This is a genomic window from Chryseobacterium jejuense (assembly GCF_900100075.1).
Lineage (GTDB): Bacteria > Bacteroidota > Bacteroidia > Flavobacteriales > Weeksellaceae > Chryseobacterium > Chryseobacterium jejuense.
Window position 1 is genome coordinate 248,953 of the sequence record NZ_FNEG01000006.1, and the last position, 16,837, is coordinate 265,789.

Sequence of the window (16,837 nt, forward strand, 5' to 3'; positions counted from 1 at the left end):
AATGAATAATCTATTATTATTAATATTATTTTGGATACTGGCTTCCTGCGGAATGCCAGTATCCAATTTTCAGGATAAAGCAATTTCCATAATTTCTGCTGAGAAAACAGAATGGTCTGGCGGAAGAGCAGGAGTGAAAGGAACAATATATACCATAAAACTGAGGAAAAAGAATAATATTATAATAAAAACCCTGATGGCGGAAGGAAACAAAATTCCATTTAGCCAGAATATATCGGGAGGTGCGATTGTAATACAAGGCAGCTTCCAATATAAAAATAATAATGAGGCCAATGTTGAAGATTTACCTGCAGGATCATCTATAGAAAGTACAAAGAAGACTACTAATTTTAAAGATAGTTGGATAGAGTATACTTTAGAAAAATCTAATAGGTCCCATAGAATTAGTATTCCAAAGTTTACTTCGGTAGAAACTTATGAAGAACTGGCTCCTTAAAATATCTTTTATTGTTGAACAGAAAACTATTTTTTATCTTTTTATGTATTCCGGTAATCATGTTATTTAATAATATGGCTTACAAGGTTGTTTCTCATGTAAAAAGAAAACTATACGAACATACACAGTATAATATTGCCCGTCATCCTTTAAAGAAATCCAAAACAGTATGCTTTACAGAAGATGATCTTGTAAAAGCAGAATGGAAAGAAGACAAAGAATTTGTACTCAATGGATATTCTTATGATGTTGTTCAGGTGAGCAGGATCAATGGGGAAAAGCTTTTTTTCTGTTACCTGGATAAAAAAGACATCATCATCAATTCATTGGTGGATCTTTCGAAAAAATTAACCGTTAAGAAAAGAGATCTGAGAACTCAGATTGATCTCCAAGGCCATAAGAAAGTTGTACTTAAAACATCCCGTTTTACCATTCTTGGTGAGAAGGAATTTTCCATTTTTTTAACGTTGGATCTAAATACAATACCCAATCACTATTACCTATTAGAAAGTACTCATTATTTATCTATTAGTATTCCGCCTCCGGAGAATCACTTTGTTTAAAGTGAATATAATATTAATGATAACTAATTTTTAAATAATGAAAAAATATATATGCATAGCAGCAATGTTAGGTTGCGCTATAGCTCATGCTCAACAGGTACAGGAAGGATCAATTGATGAAGTTAATATCCTTGGTAGAAAGAAAATAAAACAAGAACGAGCAGAATTCAAAAGACATGGACAATCTGTAGAAACGCTTTCTGAAGAAGATCTTAACAGGAACAATCCTGCTGCTATTGACCAAACATTGTCAACAATGCCAGGTCTTCAGGTAGACAAACGAACCAATTTTGGTGGGCAGAGACTTGTACTTCGTGGATATGGAAACGATCAGAAGTTTAATAACTGGGGGGTGAAAGCCTACTGGAATAATATGCCGTTAACCAATGCAGAAGGGGTAACAGTGTTGGATGATGTTGACTTTGCTTATGTGACCAATGTAGAAGTTATCAAAGGTCCTGCAGCAACCATGTATGGTGGTGGAGTTGGAGGAGCGGTCCGTTTTTATACCCGTCCGGATTTCACAAAAGGTGCATCCATCTCAGAAAACGCTATGTTCGGGGCATTTAAAACATTCCAGTCGAGAACACAATTGAATGTTGCCGATGAGAATTACTCTGTAAGTGCAGCCTACGGACACCTTGAAACAGATGGATACAGACCTAATGGCAGCGGATTGAAAAACTTCTTTAATGTGAATGGTACCGTTAAGTTGGGAAAAAAAGATCAGTTAAGCTTCTTTGCAAGCCAGGCTTATTCTTATGAGCATACTTCAGGACAGATTTCATACGATGATTATTATGCTGGAATTGATAACGGAAACCCTGCTTATATCCGAAAAAACTCTGGAACGAAAATAAAATCAACAAGAGTAGGATTGAGTAATATGGTAAGTCTTACTTCTAATTTAAGAAACTATACCACTTTGTTTTATTATAACGCAAATACGGAAAGTGTTTCGGCGGGAGCCTACGGAGTAACAAGCGCTCCGAATGTAGGATTGCGTTCTACTTTTACATTAAAGAATGAATTTAAAGATTTTGAAAACCGTTTAGATTTTGGAGTAGAAATACAAAATTCAGTATCTACTACTTCAAGCTACCGATTTACCGGTTCTGAAACTGAGCCTTTGCAGACGACAGGGATGGGTGGAGCTTCTTATTTTAAATATAATAATAATCAATCCACCTACTTTGTGATTGATTATCTTACCTATAAACCTTGGGGGCTTACTTTGTTGGCGGGTATAAGTGCTAATAGAACAAATTATGATAGAAAAGATCTTTATGCATTGCCAGGTTTGATTGCTGGCCGTAAAGACCAGTCATTCAACAAGAAATATGACATGGCGTACACTCCTCACTTTGCTTTGCAGAAAGAATGGAAACATCAGATCTTTAATTTGAGCTATAGTGAAGGATATAATTCTCCTACAGCAGCTTCATCATACATTACCGGTACCAATACCATGAATGATGATTTAAAACCTGAACGTGCAAGAATGGTAGATTTTAGTGTACACGGGCTTTTAATGAATACCAAATTAGATTACCGTATTTCAGCATTCAGGATAGATTATTCTGATAAACTTACACAGTTGTTAATTCCGGGGAATATGGCTAATCAGACATACTGGGCTAATACTGGAAGCCAGAAAAATACCGGTTTGGAAGTGAGCGTCGGATACCAGTACAGATCAGAGAATTCATTTATTGAAAGAGTGGTTCCATTTGTAAATCTTTCTTATTATGATACGAAGTATAAAGACTTTTCAATGTATGATCCAAAATATATAGACCCTGTTACAGGTAAGACTATAGGGAAATTAATGGTATATGACCATAAGACAGTGGTGGGAGTTCCAAGGAATAAATACGCTGTAGGGTTGGATATTTTTACTAAACCAGGATTCTATCTTGTGAATACCTATAATTATCTTGGAAATGTATATGCAGACTTCGGAAATTCTAATCTGGTAAAAGGATTTGGATTGTTTAACTCTAAGTTAGGATTTAAAAAATCTTTCAACAAATTTGACTTAGACTTGTATGTAATGGGGAACAATCTTACCAATCAAACTAACTATACTTTTCTATTCTTAGGAAATAATATCAATGATTCTGATACAGGAAGTGGTTACCCTAAGGGAGTAAGTACAGATCTTAATCCAGGACCTGGGAAATCTTATTTCTTTTATGGATTTAATGTGAAATACAGATTCTGATCTGAAAAATAGCATCTTAAAAAAAACTGTTTCATAAAATTGAAACAGTTTTTTTATTGCCAATTGTTAATATAGAGAATTTTTTATAGTAAATCTTCATATAAAGGGGTTTTAAGATTGTATTTATTTATTAATAATTAAAGTTTTTTGTTTTTTATCGAATAGTTGATCTTGTTTTATATATTTGTTTCAAAATATTGAAGGAAAAAAGGATATGGATAATCAATTTATTATTCAGAAATTCGGGTTCTTGGGAAACGATTTTCTGGATGAGTTTCAGAAGCATGCTGTGTTAGCAGATATAAAATCAAAGACAGAAATTGTGAGAGAAGGGCAGAAAAATAAGTATGTCCCTTTTTTACTCAAAGGATCTATAAAAGTTTTTACACTTAATGACGGAAGAGAGCTCATCTATTATTATATTAAAGAAAGTGATAGCTGTCTGATGACTTTTTCATCTATTTTTACAGATTACATAAGCAGAGTTTATGCTGTAGCAGAGGAAGATTCCGAAGCATTGTTGGTTCCAGTTTCCATTATGCATGAATGGCTGTTGAGGTTTCCTGAGATTAATAAATTGTTTTATCGTGAATATGACAGACGATTTTCAGAAGTAATGAATATGGTAAACGATGCTGTTTTTCACCGTCTGGATAAAAGAGTTCTTAATTATATCAAACAACAAATTTCCGCTACTGGAAATAATCCCATAAAAATTACGCACAGAGAAATCGCCAATAATCTTGGAACCTCCAGAGAAGTGGTAAGCAGAGTTTTGAAGAAAATAGAGAGTGATGGAGATATTCTGCAAACAAAAGAAGGAATAAAAGTCGCTGTAAATGACAATGTTAGATTAGTCTAATTTATATTGTTTTAAATATTTTAGATTTATGATTGATAAAAACTATTTTCTTGGTGACTTTTATCACATATTTTTGAATTGATAACACGATAGATTTGTTATATCATAATTTAATAGAAATTGTAATATGACAAAAGCTCTCTTATTTTTGTCGGTACTTTCATCAGTTTTTGCCTTTGCACAGGAAGATCTGCTGAAAGATATCGATACTGTACAAACCAGTACAGATACTTCACAACCTGCATTCAAAGCACTGCAGATTGTAACCGGACAATCCACTAAACTTGCCGCCAAAAAAGAATGGTATATGGTAGTGGCCCACCGTTTTGGCGATGTAAGCGCCGGTTTTAAGGATTTTTTCGGATTAGATAATGCCTCTACTAAGCTAGGTGTCATCTACGGAGTTACAGATGCCATATCTTTAAGTCTGTCCCGGGAAACCAATATGAAAACTTTTGAAGGTGGCATTAAATATAGATTGGTAAAACAAAATGACAGTTTTCCCATAGATGTTGTAGGCTATCATGTAATGGGTGCCAATACAGCTTTGGATAAAGATACCTATCCACACCTTAGATTCAGTGACAGACTATCATATCTTACACAGGCTCTTATTTCCAGAAGATTTAGTGATAAATTCTCATTACAGCTTACCCCTTCATACGTACATAAGAATCTTTATGAGCCTACTGTAGAAGATAAAAACCAATTTCTTGCCGGGCTTGGCGGACGCTATAAAATTTCAAAAAGAATTTCTGTAAATGCAGAATATTTTGTGAATTTCGACAATCACAGTTTTTATAAAAACCCCTTATCATTAGGGTTGGATATAGAAACCGGAGGACATATTTTCCAGCTTTTATTTACGAACTCCCAGATCAATTCAGATATTGGATATCTTACAAATGCATCCGGAAATTGGGGAAAAGGACACATTTTCTTTGGGTTTAATCTTTACAGAGTTTTTTAATATGAGAAAAGGAATATACATACTAGCCATATCATTTGCAGCGGTTATTATTGCGTGTGAAAGCAGGACCTATGAGGAAATTTCAGAAAACACCCCCATTATATTGCCTGTAAAATATACAACAGATATAAAATCGATTATGGATAATAACTGCATTGGATGCCATTCAGCAGGAAGTTTTAAACCGCTAGCCACTTATGATCAGGTAAAAAATAATATAGATGGGATTATTGACCGGATTCAAAGAGCAAACGGAGACCCACAGAAAATGCCCAAAGGAGGTTCATTATCGGCAACGCAGATCAATATGTTCATTAAGTGGAAAGCTGATGGATTAACCGAAAACTAAAATATTTGATATGAAAAAACTAACATTATTGAGCGTATTCTTACTTTTTGCTGGTTACGCTTCAGCCCAGAAATACAGTTCAAAAACCGGTAAACTATCATTTGAAGCATCAGTACCTCTTTTTGAAGATATTTATGCCCAGGATGATGCTAATCTGGTTATTCTTAATGCGGATACCGGAGAAATGGCATCTGTTTCTGTTGTTAAAAATTTCCATTTTAAAACCAAATTAATGGAAGAGCATTTCAATGAAAGCTATGCTGAGTCAGCAAAATTTCCTAAAACTACATTCAAAGGAAAAATTGTAGGCTTCGACAAATCAAAACTTACTGCCAGCCCACAGAAATATACAGTTCAGGGGACTTTAAACTTTCATGGAGTAGATAAAGCGATTACTTCTGCAGCTTCAGTGTATGCAAAGGATGGAAAGATTTATATGCAGGGAAGCTTTGTAGCAAGACCGGCAGATTATAAAGTAACCATACCTAAGTTGGTTGCTAAAAAAGTTGCAGAAAGTGTAAATGTTGAATACAACTATATTCTGATAAAATGAGAAACCTGATTATAGCACTGAGTGTATTTCTAGGATCTTTTTTATGGGCCCAGGAGAAAGCAAAATCCATATTTGATATTGCCAGAAGCGGAACCGTTTCGGAAGTAAAAGAACTAATGAAGCAGAATCCTGATATCATCAATCAAACCAATGAAAATGGTTTTTCACCTCTTATTCTGGCTTGCTACAGAGGAAATGTAGAAGTAGCTGAATTTTTAATAGATCATGTAAAGAATGTAAACTATAAAAGCAAAGAAGGAACAGCATTAGCGGGGCTTTCCGTGAAATACAACAAAAAACTGGTTGAAGATTTACTAAAGAAAAATGCAGATCCTAATATTGCAGATGATACGGGTTCTACACCATTATTTTGGGCAGTAAAATTCGGAAATAAAGAACTCATTGAACTTCTGCTTAAATATAAAGCCGATAAATCAATAAAAGATTCAATGGGAATGACTCCTTTTGAATATGCCTTACAGACCCACAAGGAAGAAATCATTAATATCTTAAAAAAGTGATATGAAAAAAACTTTACTAACATTAGGATTGCTTATTGCAAATTTTGCATGGGCACAGTTTTCGTCAGGAACGGTAGCTCTTCCAGCTACCGGTATGACGGTGAAATTAGATACAACCCCTACAGGAGTAACACTCACATTAACAGGAAACAGCAATTACATGCTTGGAATTGGGTTTGGAACTACAGGTATGGCCTCAGGGTCTGATGGATTTATTTATAATTCTACAGCTAACAGAGATTATACATTTATAGGGAAGACAATGCCTAATGCAGATCCTAGCCAGGACTGGACGGAAACATCAAATACAGTATCAGGAAGTACAAGAACTATTGTGGCTACAAGAAGTCTTTCCGGAGGTGCCGGTGATTTTGCAATTCCGAATGCAGCAGGAACAATCAATATTTTCTATGCTAGTAAGACTGGTAATACTCTAGGGTATCATGATGTAGGACGAGATTATGCAACTTTAACAATGGCTTCCAGTACTCTATCAACAAATGAAGTTACTGCTGCGAACAAGAAAATCAGTCTTTATCCTAATCCAGCTAAGACCACTGTGAATTTCAAAAATGTTGACAAGATCAATTCTCTTGAGGTTTATGATGCAACAGGGCGAAAAGTAAAATCTATAAAACCGGATGGAGAAAATATCAGTGTTGAAGACCTTAAGCCGGGAACCTATTATTTTGAAATCAAATTGAAAGATGGAAGCTTGTCCTACGAAAAGCTAATCAAAGAATAAAAAAACACATCCAAATATTTTTAATAATACCTCTGATTTTTCAGGGGTATTATTCTTTTGTGTATTGATCATAGTTTTTAATAGCCTTTATTCAAGGGTGTTGCCTGGTTTTTTTATATATTTGTGTAGTAAGCGGATGCCCATGAAAGTTACTTTTGAAAAATACAATCCATTCTGGAAGAACCAGTTTGAATCCATTAAAAATGAACTGGAAAAAAGTATAGGCTTTTTAGATCCCCAAATAGAACATATCGGAAGCACTTCTGTAGAAGGATTATCAGCAAAACCTATTATAGACATTATGATTGGGATAAAAGATGAATCCGAACTCAATAAAGTTCCTCTTTTATTAGAGGGAAAGGATTATGTTTACTACGAAAAGTACAACGAAGATATGCCGTATCGCCGTTTTTTTATTAAGCTGAAAGATAAACCTCAGAACCTGGGATTTCCGGGAATTATTCATTCAGAAGATGAATTTCCCGAAGAACTTCATAACCATAGTCTTCGGATAGCTCATATCCATACTATCCCTGTTTCATCTGAACATTGGCTTCGTCATATGGCATTTCGTGATTACCTTCGTGCTCATCCTGAAGTAAAAGAGGAATATCAGCAATTAAAAGAAAAGCTTAGTATGATGGAATGGTTGGATGGCAATGATTATAATGATGGAAAAGATCCGTTTATAAAAAAGGAAGAACAAAATGCTATTCAATGGTATTTAAATAATCAGAAACCTTAATACTTTGCCCAATGAGAAAAGATTTAAAGGAGATAGCCAGCCGGTTTGCAAAATCGACAACATTGAATGACTTTATAGAATATGGCGGAGTTGCTGCCGCTATTGAAACTATTGATGGAAATGTATATACAGGAATTAGTATAGATACAGCATGTTCTATGGGATTTTGTGCTGAACATAGTGCTGTAGCGGAAATGCTGAAGAACGGAGAACGTTATATCAAAGCTGTAGTGGCAGTGGGAAATGATGGAAATGCAGTTCCACCCTGTGGGCGTTGCAGAGAATTGATGAGTCAGCTGGCTAAAGAGAATCTCAATGCAGTAATAGAAGTGAAAAACGGAGTGTTTGTAACCTTAAAAGAATTAATGCCTTACGACTGGAAAGAAGATCTTGACAGAGAATGGTAATCGTAGAATGATAATTTAAAAATAAAGATCCAATGGAGTTTAAAACCTTAGCCAATGTTGAATTAGACGACCTTTTAGCAGTATTCAATCTTTCTTTTTCCGATTATATTGTCCCTTTTCATCTTACGAAAGAAATACTTGCGGCAAAAATTATCGCTGAAAAATTAGATATGAATATTTCAGTAGGTGCTTTTGAAGAAGGAAAATTAGTGAGTTTTATCCTTCAGTCTGAAAAGCTGGAGAATGGGCAGAAAATTATTTACAATGGCGGAACTGGCGTAGTGCCCGAAAGCAGAGGAAAAGGATTGGTAAGAAAAATGTATGATTTTATCATTCCTGCTTTAAAAGAAAGAGGAGCAGATGTGCTCCTGCTTGAAGTTATTGAAGGGAACACTGCCGCAATCAGAGCTTATGAAAATTTAGGTTTTAGCATCGTAAGAAAATTGCTTTGCTTTAAAGGAAATATTAATTCAGGAGCGGAAAACGCTACCATAACAATAAAAGAAATGGAGAACTTTCAATGGGATAATCTACTTTCCTTTTGGGATATTGAGCCTTCATGGCAGGGATCTGTTTATGTATTGAATCCTATGCCGGAAAATTATCAGGCATTGGGAGCTTATTCGGATGAAAATTTAGTAGGATATATCATTTACAATCCTGGAGCAAGAAGGGTACTTCAGATAGCGGTACATAAAGACTATAGAAAACAAGGAATAGGTTCCGGACTTTTCACAGCTATTGCTGATGGACAGCCTGTGGCTATCAATAATGTAGATGATACCTCTAAAGAAACGGATAAGTTTCTGGATAAAAAAATAGGTCTTCAAAACTGGTTATCACAGTTTGAAATGACACGTAGTATTTAATCTGTTTTTATTTACATTAACCTCAGTTCGGGATAAGAATTACTGGTTTGAAGCCAGAAGATGGAAGTAATGAAAGCCATCAATATTAGTTTTTTCCTCTTTTTAAAGGAAATTTAATCATAAGGGTGAGTATAGTTATTATAACCGAAAGTAACTTCCAGCTTCCAGCCTTTAATTCTGGTTTCCTTAACCCGAATTCAGGTTACATAAAAAAAATAAAGGGGTTTTAATATACTTTTAATCTCTTAAACTTTTCAGGGAGCAGTAGAGAATGTAACTTTGCCGAAAATTTTTAAATAATGAAGCGAGGAATACATTTTTTACTGCTGTTTCTTTCCTTAACGGTTTTTGCACAGCAGAAAACTACAGATACAGCTCAGGTTATAGTGCCAGGCCGATTGAATAGCATTGAAGCCCAGTCAAAACCTTATGTTATCATGATTTCCACCGATGGTTTTCGATATGATTATGCAAAAAAATACAATGCCGAAAATCTACTGAAACTTTCGGGTAATGGAGTAAAAGCAGAAGCTATGATTCCGAGCTATCCGAGTATTACTTTCCCCAATCACTGGAGTCTTATCACCGGACTCTATCCTTCCCACCACGGTTTAATTGATAACTTTTTCTACGACTATCAGAGAAAGGAAACCTATGCGATGAGTAATAAAAAAAATGCAGAAGACGGAAGTTGGTATGGCGGAACTCCTCTTTGGGGACTAGCCGAAAAGCAGGGAATGATATCTGCATCCTTAATGTGGGTTGGATCTGCAAGCGATGCAGGCGGAATGAGACCTACTTATTATTATCCTTATCATGAAAAATTTACACCATCCGAAAAAGTAGAAAAAGTAGTGAACTGGCTGAAGTTGCCGGAAGATCAAAGACCCCATTTTATCTCATTATACTTCCCGGAAGTAGATGGAAGCGGACATCACTTTGGCCCGGACACCCAGGAAACAGAAACAGCTGTTCATTTGATTGATAAAGCCATTGGAGACCTGGTTCAGAAAGTCAATGATTTAGGATTAAAAAATGTCAATTTTGTTTTTGTTTCAGACCATGGAATGATTAAGGTTGATGGAGGAACTCCTTTGGAAATTCCAGCGCTGCTTTTTGATAAAAACAGATTCGATTTTTATAATTCCCAGACCCTTGTAAGAGTATATGTTAAGAATTCAGATGAGGTGAAAGCTGTTTATAAAGAACTAAAAGCCCATAAAACAGATGACTACGAAGTGTATTTAGATAAAAAACTACCAAGATACCTGCACTTTGCTGCTAGAGATGATAAATACAACAGGATAGGTCAAATTCTTCTCCTTCCCAAAGCACCGAAAATATTTCTGGAAAAAGGAAAGAAAACTTCCGTTGGCAAACATGGGTACAACCCAAGGACAGTCCCTGAAATGAAGGCAACCTTCTATGCATGGGGCCCGGAATTTAAAAATAATATGGAAATTGGTGAATTTGCCAATATCAATGTTTATCCTTTAGTGGCTGAGGTTCTAGGGTTAAAGATTGATCAGCCGATTGATGGTAAAATAAAGGTTTTAGGAAAAATCTTAAAAGAAAAAAAATAAAATTTATTTAATAGAATCGCAATACCACAATGTATTGCGATTTTTTTATAAACTTTCAGATAAGTTTCGGCGCACCTTTGGTGCGCCGAAACTGTTTTTATTACAATGAATCTTGTAATCAGATGTATAAATATTATTTAAACTAATTATAGATTAGCATATTGATTGTTTTTGTGTTGATTTTTTGTAATTCCTATATTGAATTTCTATATCTTTAAAAGTGAATTATTCTGTATTTTATGAAAATTTTTGCCAGTATAGTAATAATGCTCTTGATTTGCTGTAAACCCTCTGCTAAAACAGGTTTTGTAAGTAATGATGTGGGAAATAAGTACTCCAGAAAATGGAGTCCGGATAACCGTTTTATTCTCTTTTATAAATTTGAAGATAACCCTCTGGATCCTGGCAGATGGCTTACGTATTATGTAACGGACGCCAAAACGAATGTTCTTAAAAAAGATAAAACAAAAATTCTTGCAGATTCCATTAAGTGGAGATCAGATAATGTTCTCGTTATCATACCATATCGTAAAATGATAAAAACAGAACTGGAAGTAGACAAAAAAGAAAATGACAATCAAATGTTAATACCTATAAAATAACCACGACATGAAAAAAAACTACATCAGAAATGGGGCAATTGTAATCAGCGCTGTTTTTTTATTGAATGCCTGTCAGCATTTCAATACACAAGCAGACAAAAGCCGCCCTCCGTCGGCAAATGCTGACGGAATAATGAAACAGAAAGAAAAAGAATCAGCGGAACAAGATAAAATTAAAGTTTCGGATGATAAAAAAGTGTACGCTCAGGTACAGAAAGAGCAAAGCCTGAAAAAGATACTTGCATCTAATGATCCGAAGTTTAATAAAGTTTTTGAAAACTTTGGTGATGGTGTTGAAGAAACTCAGCTTAGAAAGGAATTGCTGATGAGTATGGCAAAATCTGGGGAAATGGTCATGGGACACCGTGCTGATAAAAAATTAAGAGAGCAGGAAGCAGGGGCTAAAGAGAAGAAAGGTATTGAGGAAATGGCAGAATACAGACGTCAGATCACAATGCCCATTGGTACCAACAAAATGCTCTATGAAGATGGAAATTTACTGAAAGAATATAATAAAGCACTTAACAGTGCAACTCTTAAGCAAGCTAAGCAAAAATCTTCCATTGCTGCTAAAAATGGAGCTTATTCTATTAACAACGTTGTTTTTACTGAGAGAGGTCCTAATAATATTCCGGGGAGAGACAGAAGTATCGTAGTTTCACCTCAGAATCCTAATAAATGGTATGTAGGATCAGTAGGTGGTGGTGTCTGGATTACTGATAACGCAGGAACAACCTGGAAAAATACTACAGATTTTGCTGTCCCTAACCTTGCTACTTCTACAATTGCCATTTCTCCGCAGAACCCCAATGTTGTTTATGCAGGAACGGGAGAGCCATTTGGTAATTTAGATAAGATTACGGGAACAGGTCTTATAAAATCCACGGATGCAGGAGAGCATTGGACAAGATTACTGAATACTGCTGCTTTTGGTGATGTAGGACGATTATTGGTAAACCCAGCCAACTCAAATAATCTGTTGGTAGCTTCTTCAAAAGGAATTTATGTAACCCAGGATGGTGGAACTACCTGGAATCAGACTTTTACGGGATCAACTGTAGCTGGAACGGCTTATGTTTCTACCCAGGATCTTGTTGCAACCAGTGATTTCAGTGCCATTTATGCTTCCGTTAATACTTTAGGAGTTCTTAAATCTACAGATGGTGGGGCAACCTGGACAAAAGTATTTGATGCGCTGGCTCTTAACAAAGCAATCAAAAGAATGGAAATTGCTGTATCTCCGGTTAATCCGAGTAAAATTTTTCTGAGCTGCCAGGAAGGAGCAACTACAGGAATATATATGTCTGCAAACGCGGGGACCAGCTTTCAGGCTTTAACTTATAAAACCGGAAACAGTAAAGAAATACTTGGGGATCAGGGATGGTATGATAATGCCGTTACAGCTCACCCGTTTAATGAAAATATTATTTATGTAGGCGGAGTTTCGGTAGCAAAGGTTACAGTAGATACTACGGATAATTCTTACAATGTACTCTCTATTGCGAGTGGTTATAATACAGCATATCTTAACACAGCTGTACACCCTGATCAGCATGGTATTGTTTGTCAGGTTGATCCGGCAAATCCTGCCCAGTTCAGATTATTGCTTACCAATGATGGGGGAGTATATTCTACTCAATATAAAACAAACCCTGGAGAAACTCAGGGAGATTGGGGGAATCCTGTTACAGGACTCAATACAACACAATTCTATGGTGCAGACAAAAAGAATGGAGTGGATGCTTATGTAGCAGGTGCTCAGGATAATGGGTCGTCAGCAACCCTTACAGCTCCGTCTTCAAGCAGTTCAAACTATTTATCTTTATTAGGTGGAGATGGATTTGAAGCCCTTTGGAATTATAATAAGCCTAATGAAATGATATTTGGTTCACAGTACAATAACTTTGTAAGAACCGAACAGGGAGTAAGTACTACAGGCCGTTTTACAGCCAGAAATGCAGACTATGGATCGACATCATCTCCATTCTATTCAAAATTGGCCAATGCTAATAATAATCCGGATGTTGTATTTACAGTATCTTCTAAAGGAGTTTGGAAGTCGCCGGATTTTGGTAGAACATGGGGCTTATCAACCTTTACAGCAGCCAATAACGGAACCTGGAATGGTAATGCTTCGTTTGCAACGGTTAAAGTATCAGTAGCAAATCCTGATGTGGTTTGGGCCGGATCTGCTGTTTCCGGAGGAACAGGAACAACGTATAAAATCAATGTTTCAAAAGATAATGGATCTACTTTTGCAAAAACAACAGGTAGTATGCCAACAGCAGGTAACTATTATATCAGTGGAATTTCTCCATCAAATACAACAGAAGCCAGATCGTATGTAATGTTTTCCGTAGCCGCTCAGCCGAAAGTGGTAAAAACCAATGATTTTGGAGCAACATGGACGGATATTTCAGGATATAGCACGGGATCTACTTCTACAGGCTTTCCAGATGTTCCGGTACATAGCTTAATTGAAATGCCATTTGATGATAGAATACTTTGGGCAGGAACAGATATAGGAATATTCGAAACGGTAGATAACGGTGCCACATGGTCTCTTGTAACCACCATGCCTCCGGTTTCTATCTGGCAAATGAAAATAGTGAATGACCAGGTGGTTCTTGCTACCCATGGCAGAGGAGTGTGGACCGCTACTATTCCTGAGCTGGCAACTTATGTGCTTCCAGAATATGTAGCACGTCCTATTATAAAGAGTGCGAATCAGGTGGCTATTCATGATACAAAAGCCAAAGCAGTCTTTAATTATACAAATCCACAAATTACAAGTTTGAAGGTGTATGTTGATAATACTTATGTATCAACAATTTCCAGTACTCAGCCCAATACCGATTATACATTTACTACCACTTCAACTTTATCAGAAGGCATTCACTCTATTTCAGTGAGCGGAATGTATGCTAACGGAACTAAAGAAACAATCAAGGATACAAAATCTTTAGATATTATCAACTTTAATCCTGGTGCGTCTGCTATTAATAATCCGGCCTTCACAACCAATGATGTGTATATTGGAGCAGGTAAATTTGTAGTAGATAATGTATCTAATAAATTTACCTATAACGTATTGAATAATGTTGGACACCCATATGCCAATTCTACAACTTATCAGACCTATATAAAAACCCCAGTGATTGTAGGGCCCGCTTCTGCAATGACAATGAGACATATGGCACTTACAGAAGCAGGATATGATTTTGCTTATGTAGAAGGTTCTAAAGATCTTGTTAATTGGACTACCATGGGGGTTTATGACGAAGCATCATTCAGTAACTGGACTAATAGTGGAACCGCTCTTACAGCAGCCAATGTGAATGAAACATTATTCCAGAACAGCTCTTTAAATCTAGGAACATTTGCCTCTGGAGATGAAATTGCTGTGAGACTTCGCTTGGTAAGTGACCCAGAAGTTACTTCTTATGGATGGCTTATTAAATCTATAGTTCCTACTTCTTCTCTTGGAGTAAAAGATATTGTGAAATCGGAAGAAGGAATCAGATTAGCACCTAACCCGGCAGATGATGTTACAGGGATTATGCTTCCTTCCAATAATAAAGGAGATGTTGATGTTTACGTGTACGATGCTTCCGGAAGACAGGTAATATCTTTGAAAAAGCAGAAAGGACCAAAAATTGATTTGGATGTAAAAGGTCTTACAAAAGGACTTTATCTGGTCCTTGTAAAAACAGGTACAGAGAATAAAGCTCTGAAATTAATTAAAAACTAATGAGTATCCTTACGTTTTCAAACAGGTAGATTTTTAAAAGTTTGCTTGTATTAAATAAAAAGACTCTCCAATAAGGAGAGTCTTTTGTTTTCTAACAATTTTATGATTCATAAAATTCCAGTTTATCTTTTCTAATTTCCGGCTTAAAACTGAGAAACAAATTCTTTAGCGAAATCTTCCAATTTAATATTTCCGGTAACAGGAGAATGATGTTCAATAAAATCTTTTTGTACAGTTCCAGTCTTCATTCCCAGTCCCATTTCAACGTATAGTTCGGCCATGTCTTGTGGTAAACCGGCTTGCAGCATTCCATTTAAAGAATCTTCATCTGAGAATTCAACCCACGGAAGTGCTGGCTTTTCAATAGCAGTACCCAATATTCCGGCAAAATCAGAAGCTTTGCGGGAGTCGCTTACAATATATCGGATGTTTTTACCTGTTTCGTTTTTTACCAATTCCTCCGCTGCTGCTTTAGCAATATCTATTGGATGCACTACAGGAATTTCCGTGTTTTCAGGAAAATTACCACCAATAATTCCTGCATTTTTAATCAATGGAATATCATTGAAAAAATTAGTGTAAAAATAACCTGCTCTTAGGAAAGTAAACGAGGTGTTTTCAAGTTCCTGATAAAGCTTTTCGATATGATGAAGCCCTTTAATAGGCCCATTTTCTACTGGAGATCCAGCTCCAACACTGCTCAGCATTACCGCTCTTTTTACTCCGGCATTCTTTAATGCTTCTGCATAATTTTTTCCGGCATTGATGGTGTTCTGAACAATATTCTCAGCACTGATGGCAGGAGGTGTCATTACAAATACAGCATCTGCTCCATTAAATGTTCGGGTTAGGAAATCAACATCCGTAATAGACCCGATAGCAGCTTTTGCTCCTAAAGATTCAATGTCCTGTTTTCTTTCTTCATTGCTGCTGATAACGGTAATGTCATGTCCTTGTTCTGCCAATTGCTTTGTTAAAGGTTTAGCAACGTTTCCTAATGATCCTGTGATTATAATTTTCATATATAAATTTTTATTGTTGTTTAATGTTTTATGTAACCGCTTAGTAATGATTGTTTTGTATAAATTGATCAAACAGTTGCGATTTCATGATAAATATTTTTTTATTTCCTGATACAAAGTTATATTTGTACTTACTTTTATACAAGTACTTACCCTAAAGTATGTAACTATGGCAGCAATCAAAGAAAGTTCCACCATTCAGGAGAATAAGAAGATCGTACAGGATTGTCCTGTAATGTATGTCATGGAAAGAATTGGCGGATTCTGGAAACCCATTATCTTGTTTAATCTTTCCACTGGAGAAAAAAGATACAGTGAATTGAAAAAAGCAATTCCTGCAGTAACGGAAAAAATGCTGATCCAACATCTTAAACAATTGGAATCAGATGGTCTCATCATAAGAACTGCAAAACCTGTAGTGCCACCTCATGTTACCTATAAGCTGAGTGAAGCCGGCAATGAACTGGCTCCTGTTATTGATGCAATGGCAGCATGGGCTTTTCAAGACATGGAAAGGAATGATAACAAATGTGCTGATGGAAATAGGTATATGATCGATAAAAATCAGAACGGTTTTAGCCAAAATCTTAAACAATAAAAAAGAGGTTCTTCCA

The 16,837-nt window shown here is 35.9% G+C and carries 17 protein-coding genes; 16 read left to right on the plus strand and 1 reads right to left on the minus strand.

Annotated elements, in window-relative coordinates:
- Nucleotide 1 precedes the first annotated feature (1 nt).
- From BLS98_RS18385 to BLS98_RS18455, 15 genes are all read left to right on the plus strand, one after another.
- A complete protein-coding gene (locus BLS98_RS18385; RefSeq protein WP_139166152.1) occupies nt 2-457 on the plus strand; it encodes a hypothetical protein in 456 nt (151 codons plus the stop codon).
- A gap of 74 nt (nt 458-531) precedes the next feature.
- Nucleotides 532-1,020, plus strand: a complete 489-nt coding sequence (locus BLS98_RS18390; RefSeq protein ID WP_139166153.1) for a hypothetical protein — start codon at nt 532-534, stop codon at nt 1,018-1,020.
- Nucleotides 1,021-1,057: 37 nt separating this feature from the next.
- The gene (locus tag BLS98_RS18395; protein WP_089738174.1) at nt 1,058-3,244 is read left to right on the plus strand and encodes a TonB-dependent receptor; all 2,187 of its coding nucleotides are present in this window, start codon (nt 1,058-1,060) and stop codon (nt 3,242-3,244) included.
- A gap of 214 nt (nt 3,245-3,458) precedes the next feature.
- Entirely contained in the window at nt 3,459-4,106 is a 648-nt protein-coding gene (locus BLS98_RS18400) for a Crp/Fnr family transcriptional regulator (RefSeq protein ID WP_089738521.1), read from the plus strand.
- A gap of 127 nt (nt 4,107-4,233) precedes the next feature.
- Nucleotides 4,234-5,076 carry a DUF5777 family beta-barrel protein gene (locus BLS98_RS18405; RefSeq protein WP_089738176.1) on the plus strand — a complete coding sequence of 281 codons (843 nt, stop codon included), beginning with the start codon at nt 4,234-4,236 and terminating at the stop codon, nt 5,074-5,076.
- Between the two features lies 1 nt (nt 5,077).
- The gene (locus tag BLS98_RS18410; RefSeq protein WP_228425391.1) at nt 5,078-5,425 is read left to right on the plus strand and encodes a c-type cytochrome; all 348 of its coding nucleotides are present in this window, start codon (nt 5,078-5,080) and stop codon (nt 5,423-5,425) included.
- A gap of 10 nt (nt 5,426-5,435) precedes the next feature.
- The gene (locus BLS98_RS18415) at nt 5,436-5,978 is read left to right on the plus strand and encodes a YceI family protein (RefSeq protein ID WP_089738180.1); all 543 of its coding nucleotides are present in this window, start codon (nt 5,436-5,438) and stop codon (nt 5,976-5,978) included.
- Nucleotides 5,975-6,499 carry an ankyrin repeat domain-containing protein gene (locus BLS98_RS18420; protein ID WP_089738182.1) on the plus strand — a complete coding sequence of 175 codons (525 nt, stop codon included), beginning with the start codon at nt 5,975-5,977 and terminating at the stop codon, nt 6,497-6,499. The genes BLS98_RS18415 and BLS98_RS18420 overlap by 4 nt, the downstream gene beginning before the upstream one ends.
- 1 nt (nt 6,500) lies before the next feature.
- Entirely contained in the window at nt 6,501-7,244 is a 744-nt protein-coding gene (locus BLS98_RS18425; protein WP_089738184.1) for a T9SS type A sorting domain-containing protein, read from the plus strand.
- Between the two features lie 142 nt (nt 7,245-7,386).
- Nucleotides 7,387-7,989 carry a GrpB family protein gene (locus BLS98_RS18430; protein WP_089738186.1) on the plus strand — a complete coding sequence of 201 codons (603 nt, stop codon included), beginning with the start codon at nt 7,387-7,389 and terminating at the stop codon, nt 7,987-7,989.
- Nucleotides 7,990-8,000: 11 nt separating this feature from the next.
- Nucleotides 8,001-8,396 carry a cytidine deaminase family protein gene (locus BLS98_RS18435; protein ID WP_089738187.1) on the plus strand — a complete coding sequence of 132 codons (396 nt, stop codon included), beginning with the start codon at nt 8,001-8,003 and terminating at the stop codon, nt 8,394-8,396.
- Nucleotides 8,397-8,428: 32 nt separating this feature from the next.
- Nucleotides 8,429-9,265 carry a GNAT family N-acetyltransferase gene (locus BLS98_RS18440; RefSeq protein ID WP_089738190.1) on the plus strand — a complete coding sequence of 279 codons (837 nt, stop codon included), beginning with the start codon at nt 8,429-8,431 and terminating at the stop codon, nt 9,263-9,265.
- 299 nt (nt 9,266-9,564) lie between these two features.
- Nucleotides 9,565-10,848, plus strand: coding sequence for an alkaline phosphatase family protein (locus BLS98_RS18445; RefSeq protein ID WP_089738192.1), 1,284 nt, complete (start codon nt 9,565-9,567; stop codon nt 10,846-10,848).
- Between the two features lie 239 nt (nt 10,849-11,087).
- Nucleotides 11,088-11,450, plus strand: a complete 363-nt coding sequence (locus BLS98_RS18450) for a hypothetical protein (RefSeq protein WP_139166154.1) — start codon at nt 11,088-11,090, stop codon at nt 11,448-11,450.
- A 7-nt stretch (nt 11,451-11,457) separates the two neighbouring features.
- Nucleotides 11,458-15,201 (plus strand): sialidase family protein, encoded by a 3,744-nt coding sequence (locus tag BLS98_RS18455; protein ID WP_089738196.1) that lies wholly within the window; start codon nt 11,458-11,460, stop codon nt 15,199-15,201.
- A gap of 143 nt (nt 15,202-15,344) precedes the next feature.
- Here BLS98_RS18455 and BLS98_RS18460 read toward each other — a convergent pair whose 3' ends face one another.
- The gene (locus BLS98_RS18460; protein WP_089738198.1) at nt 15,345-16,223 is read right to left on the minus strand and encodes an NAD(P)H-binding protein; all 879 of its coding nucleotides are present in this window, start codon (nt 16,221-16,223) and stop codon (nt 15,345-15,347) included.
- A gap of 169 nt (nt 16,224-16,392) precedes the next feature.
- On the opposite strand from BLS98_RS18460, the gene BLS98_RS18465 reads away from it, so the two are divergent.
- A complete protein-coding gene (locus BLS98_RS18465) occupies nt 16,393-16,821 on the plus strand; it encodes a winged helix-turn-helix transcriptional regulator (protein WP_089738200.1) in 429 nt (142 codons plus the stop codon).
- Nucleotides 16,822-16,837: the final 16 nt, after the last annotated feature.

Coding starts and splice junctions, on each gene's coding strand:
- BLS98_RS18395 (WP_089738174.1), top strand. CDS start 1,058: ATGAAAAAATATATATGCATAGCAGCAATGTTAGGTTGCGCTATAGCT.
- BLS98_RS18400 (WP_089738521.1), top strand. CDS start 3,459: ATGGATAATCAATTTATTATTCAGAAATTCGGGTTCTTGGGAAACGAT.
- BLS98_RS18465 (WP_089738200.1), top strand. CDS start 16,393: ATGGCAGCAATCAAAGAAAGTTCCACCATTCAGGAGAATAAGAAGATC.
- BLS98_RS18430 (WP_089738186.1), top strand. CDS start 7,387: ATGAAAGTTACTTTTGAAAAATACAATCCATTCTGGAAGAACCAGTTT.
- BLS98_RS18425 (WP_089738184.1), top strand. CDS start 6,501: ATGAAAAAAACTTTACTAACATTAGGATTGCTTATTGCAAATTTTGCA.
- BLS98_RS18450 (WP_139166154.1), top strand. CDS start 11,088: ATGAAAATTTTTGCCAGTATAGTAATAATGCTCTTGATTTGCTGTAAA.
- BLS98_RS18385 (WP_139166152.1), top strand. CDS start 2: ATGAATAATCTATTATTATTAATATTATTTTGGATACTGGCTTCCTGC.
- BLS98_RS18460 (WP_089738198.1), bottom strand. CDS start 16,223: ATGAAAATTATAATCACAGGATCATTAGGAAACGTTGCTAAACCTTTA.
- BLS98_RS18435 (WP_089738187.1), top strand. CDS start 8,001: ATGAGAAAAGATTTAAAGGAGATAGCCAGCCGGTTTGCAAAATCGACA.
- BLS98_RS18390 (WP_139166153.1), top strand. CDS start 532: ATGGCTTACAAGGTTGTTTCTCATGTAAAAAGAAAACTATACGAACAT.
- BLS98_RS18445 (WP_089738192.1), top strand. CDS start 9,565: ATGAAGCGAGGAATACATTTTTTACTGCTGTTTCTTTCCTTAACGGTT.
- BLS98_RS18415 (WP_089738180.1), top strand. CDS start 5,436: ATGAAAAAACTAACATTATTGAGCGTATTCTTACTTTTTGCTGGTTAC.
- BLS98_RS18405 (WP_089738176.1), top strand. CDS start 4,234: ATGACAAAAGCTCTCTTATTTTTGTCGGTACTTTCATCAGTTTTTGCC.
- BLS98_RS18420 (WP_089738182.1), top strand. CDS start 5,975: ATGAGAAACCTGATTATAGCACTGAGTGTATTTCTAGGATCTTTTTTA.
- BLS98_RS18410 (WP_228425391.1), top strand. CDS start 5,078: ATGAGAAAAGGAATATACATACTAGCCATATCATTTGCAGCGGTTATT.
- BLS98_RS18440 (WP_089738190.1), top strand. CDS start 8,429: ATGGAGTTTAAAACCTTAGCCAATGTTGAATTAGACGACCTTTTAGCA.
- BLS98_RS18455 (WP_089738196.1), top strand. CDS start 11,458: ATGAAAAAAAACTACATCAGAAATGGGGCAATTGTAATCAGCGCTGTT.